Origin of the sequence: Luteococcus sp. (assembly GCF_043424415.1) — a bacterium.
Classification (GTDB): Bacteria; Actinomycetota; Actinomycetes; order Propionibacteriales; family Propionibacteriaceae; genus Luteococcus.
Window position 1 is genome coordinate 1 of sequence record NZ_JBHWOO010000309.1, and the last position, 4,200, is coordinate 4,200.

Annotated in this window: 4 protein-coding genes and 1 pseudogene; 1 reads left to right on the top strand and 4 read right to left on the bottom strand. The window is 69.7% G+C overall.

Going from position 1 to position 4,200, the window contains the following annotated elements; translation table 11 throughout:
• From ACHFFZ_RS17255 to ACHFFZ_RS17270, 4 genes and pseudogenes are all read right to left on the bottom strand, one after another.
• A partial coding sequence (locus tag ACHFFZ_RS17255) for a nitronate monooxygenase (RefSeq protein ID WP_394277814.1) occupies nucleotides 1-180 on the bottom strand: 180 nt, incomplete at its 3' end.
• Nucleotides 181-256: 76 nt separating this feature from the next.
• Nucleotides 257-904 carry an AmmeMemoRadiSam system protein B gene (gene amrB / locus ACHFFZ_RS17260; RefSeq protein ID WP_394277815.1) on the bottom strand — a complete coding sequence of 216 codons (648 nt, stop codon included), beginning with the start codon at nucleotides 902-904 and terminating at the stop codon, nucleotides 257-259.
• Nucleotides 817-1,056: pseudogene (amrB, locus tag ACHFFZ_RS17265) on the bottom strand (AmmeMemoRadiSam system protein B); the annotation flags it as partial. The pseudogene amrB (ACHFFZ_RS17265) and the gene amrB (ACHFFZ_RS17260), both read right to left, overlap by 88 nt.
• A 106-nt stretch (nucleotides 1,057-1,162) precedes the next feature.
• A complete protein-coding gene (locus ACHFFZ_RS17270; RefSeq protein ID WP_394277816.1) occupies nucleotides 1,163-3,055 on the bottom strand; it encodes a BCCT family transporter in 1,893 nt (630 codons plus the stop codon).
• Between the two features lie 371 nt (nucleotides 3,056-3,426).
• Between ACHFFZ_RS17270 and ACHFFZ_RS17275 the strand changes: the two genes are divergently transcribed.
• Complete coding sequence (locus ACHFFZ_RS17275; RefSeq protein WP_394277817.1) at nucleotides 3,427-4,170, top strand: FadR/GntR family transcriptional regulator; 744 nt, start codon at nucleotides 3,427-3,429, stop codon at nucleotides 4,168-4,170.
• The last annotated feature ends 30 nt before the right edge of the window (nucleotides 4,171-4,200 follow it).

Genomic DNA, 4,200 nt, shown 5'->3' on the forward strand with positions numbered 1-4,200 from the left:
CAGCAGGGCGTCGAGCTCGTCGAGCTTCTGCCCGAGGGCCTCGTCGGTGAGGTAGCCGCCGGGCAGGAAGCCGGTGCCACCCTCGGCGCAGACCGCGGCCACCAGTGCCGGGCTGGTGGGGCCGCCCGCCATCGGTGCCACTACCAGTGGCAGTGCGAGGGGCAGGTCGGTGCTGGTCATCGGGACTCCTTCGCGCGACGGTTTCGAGCCAGGAAGGCCTGGCTCCAGTATCCCCGCCGGTCAGGGTCGCTGCCGGTCAGCTCCACACGAGGGCCCCGAAGCCGTGGACGCGTCCCGTACGCGTTCCCGCGACGCGGGTGCTGCCGGTCCGCGAGCTGTCGTGGCCCAGCAGCTCAGCGCTCAGGCCGTGGCGGCGGGCCAGCTGGACGGCGGCATTGATGGAGACGTGGTGGCAGGCCTGGGCAGCGTCCAGCTCCCGGCCCTCGACCACTGCCTGCAGGGCCTCGCCGTCGCACCGGCGCAGCTCGCCGACGGGCAGTGCCTGGCCCGGGTCGCTGGTCACGATGACGGCCGTCGCGCTGTCCCGCCAGAGCAGGTCGAGCACCTCGGTCAGCGGCCCGGTCACCTGGCCCACCGTCAGCAGCGGCAGCACCTGGAAGACCGCGAAGCGGTTCTGCAGGAAGGCCAGCTGACCCTCCAGCGAGGGCTCCACCGCATGCAGCTGGTCATCACAGCGCACCGCGTCCATGCCGTCGAGGTCCGTGCCGGGCCAGGTGCGCACCACACCGAGCGGGGTGGCGATCCCGTCCTGGCGGGTGGTGATGATGCCAGCCTCGATGCTGGGGCATCGCCCCTGGCACGGTGCAGGGGGCCGAGCAGCACGATGCGCCGCACATCGGGGTCGAGACGGGCATGGCCGGCGGCCACCAGCGGCCCCGCCCACACCATCGGGGAGTGCGGGACGAGGACCAGCCGGCTGATGGGCTTGCCGAAGGATGGGGGGAGGGCGTCGAAGAGGTCGTTCACCAGGCCCGCGACCGAGACGGCACTGGTCGGGTAGTGCATCCCTGCGGCCGTGGCGGCTCGGGTGGGCATGGCTGGACCTCTCCGGGCGAATGCGCTGGATTTCAGTCCTACCACGGAATGCGACGACGGTGCGCCCCCGGGTGGGGGGTGCACCGTCGTCGCGGCACCTGCGGGATCACTGTCCGCGCTGGGCCTTCTCCTGCTCGTACTGCTCGCGGGCGTACTCCTCGTTCTCGGCAGTGACCGCGGTGATCGTGGAGGTGTCCACCTTCGAACCGACGCCCTGCTCGGGTTCGGCGTGGTCCACCAGCAGGTGGAAGTCGTCGCCGTGGGCGGTGACACCCTCGACGATGGCCTGCTCCACGGCAGCCTTGGCGTACCGTCCGCGCACGATCATCGGGTCATTGGTCAGGTCCTTCACCAGCGCGACGGCCATGCCGATCATGATCAGCATGAAGGGCAGGCCCGCGACGATGATGATCTGCTGCAGCCCACCCAGGGCGTCCTCACCGCCGGTGACCAGCATGATCGCCGCGACGGCGCCGGTGGCGACGCCCCAGAAGATCACGGTGGGACGGCGCGGCTCGATGGTGCCGTTCTCGCTCAGGGTGCCCATCACGATCGAGGCGGCATCGGCACCGGAGACGAAGAAGATGCCCACCAGGATCATCACCAGCACCGAGGTGATGGTGGCCAGCGGCATGGTGTCGAGCAGCGCGAACAGGGTCGCCTCCTCGCCGCCGGCCTCGCTCAGCTTGACGCCCAGCTGCTCGGCCTTGATGGCGGCGCCACCGAAGATGGCGAACCAGGCCAGGCTCACCGCGCTGGGCACCAGCAGCACGCCGGAGACGAATTGGCGGATGGTGCGGCCGCGGGAGATGCGGGCGATGAACATGCCGACGAAGGGGGTCCAGCTGACCCACCAGGCCCAGTAGAAGATGGTCCAGCCGGCCAGCCAGGACGAGGTCTCCTCGCCGGCGACGCCGGTGCGGGCGCTCATCATCATCAGGTCCTGCAGGTAGGTGCCCAGCGTCGACGGGATGAGGTTCAGGATGAACACGGTTGGACCGAGCACGAAGACGAACAGGGCCAGCACCAGGGCCAGCACCATGTTGATGTTCGACAGGTACTGGATGCCGCGGCCGACACCGGAGACGGCCGACAGGATGAAGCACATGGTCAGCACGGTGATCAGCACCACCAGGAAACGGTTGCCCGCCTCGTCAAGCCAGCCGACGATCCTGGCGCCCTCCGCGATCTGCAGTGCGCCCAGGCCCAGAGAGGTGGCCGAGCCGAAGAGGGTGGCGAAGATGGCGAAGATGTCGATGACCTTGCCGCCGGGGCCGTAGGTCTGGCGCTTGCCCAGCAGGGGCTCGAAGACGGCGCTGATGGTCAGCGGACGTCCCTTGCGGAAGACGCCGTAGGCGATGGCCACTCCGACGATCGCGTAGATGGCCCAGGGGTGCAGGCCCCAGTGGAAGAGCGTGGTGGCCATGGCCTTCTTGACGTCCGCTTCACCGGTGCCGGGCGGCGGGGTGACGAAGTGGGTCAGGGGCTCGGCGGCGCCGTAGAACATCAGGCCGATGCCCATGCCGGCGCTGAACATCATGGCGATCCACGAGGCGGTGGAGAATTCGGGCTCCTCGCCGTCGCGGCCCAGCGGGATGCTGCCGTACTTGCTGGCGGCCAGCCACAGGACGAAGAAGACGAAGCCGGTGGCGGCCGTCGCGAAGAGCCAGCCAGTGTTGCCGACGACCCATTCCAGGCCGTGGCCGGAAGCAGTGTTGAGCTGGGTGGGGGCCAGTGCGCCCCAGACGACGAAGGCGATCGACAGCAGGGCCGTGGTACCGAAGACGACCTTGTCGAGCTTGCCGGGGGTCTCATTGGTCATTGCCTCGGGCAAGGGCTCGAGGGCGGGGTGCGGGGAGTGGTCGATGCGCCGGCCCTGGCCGAAGGCCCGGGCGATGCCGGCCCCGCCGCTGTCGATGATCTCGCGCTGGTGGCTCGCGGAGCGGGGGCTGGAGGGGCGGCGGCCTTGGGCGGTGGCCTGCTCGGTCTCGGGGCGCACTGCGCGCGTTCCCCTGCTCGGTTGGTGGTCCTGTGGTTCGTGTTTGTGCGGCTGGTGTGGCCCCGTGCCGCTCGTGGGTCGCTCTTGCTCGGCCATGTGGACGTGCCTCCTGGGATTGACGAACCACACAACGCTATCTTCTGACAAGGCCGTTGGCCAAAGGGTCGCACAGCACGTCGGGCTGTTCGGATGCCCCGCAGGAAGACCGTGACGGCTGATCGGAGACCCGTGTGCGCCCGGTTGCGGACCGGCTCCCGTCTCCGTGCGCCCCATCTCGGGATCCGTGACTGTCAAGGCAAGCCAACCGGCGATCGAGGCCTTGCGCGTCGTGAGGCGTCGGCATCCGGTCCCCGGGGTGCGACACTGTGTCCATGAGCCAGACCACTGGCAGCATCGAGGCGAGCCGCAGCGACGCGCCGCGCGCCTTCGAGACGGTGCTGCACCACATCGAGAGCCTGATCCTGGAAGGCCAGCTTCGCGTCGGCGACCGCCTGCCCGCCGAGCGCGAGCTGGCGCAACAGCTGCAGGTGAGCCGTCCCGCCATCCGCGAGGCCATCCGCACGCTGGAAGCACAGGGGGTGCTGGCGAGCCGGGTGGGCAGCGGGGCACTGTCCGGCACGCGGGTGATCAGTGAGCGCAGCGAGGCACTGGGGCGGCTCCTGCGGCTGCAGGTGGCCCTGAGCCAGTTCCCGCTCGACGAGGTGGTGGTGACCCGCATCGCCCTGGAGCGCAGCACCGCCCTGCTGGCCGTCGAGCGGCTCGACGACGAGGACTTGGAGGCCTTGTCCTCGATGCTGGACGACATGGACCGGGTGCACGATCCCGAGTCCTTCAACGAGGTGGACACCGACTTCCACATCCGCATCGCCACGGCCGCCGGCAACACGCTGGTCAGCGACCTGACCCGGGCCGTGCGCACCAGCCTGCGCAGCCCGATCCTGCAGGCCGAGCAGCAGATGGACGAGTGGCCGGAGTTCCGCGAGTCCCTGTGCGGCCAGCACCGGGGCATCCTCGAGGCACTGCTGGCCCGCGACGGGGCCCTGGCCGCCGACCGGATCGAGGAACACATCCGCCACGCCTACCGGATGCTGCCGATGGGTCGCCCGCTCACCTGAGGAATTCGTGAGAAGAAGGAAGCGGGAAAT

Bases quoted from the DNA above. Each gene is read 5' to 3' on its own strand.
- ACHFFZ_RS17275 (WP_394277817.1), top strand. From the start codon at position 3,427: ATGAGCCAGACCACTGGCAGCATCGAGGCGAGCCGCAGCGACGCGCCG.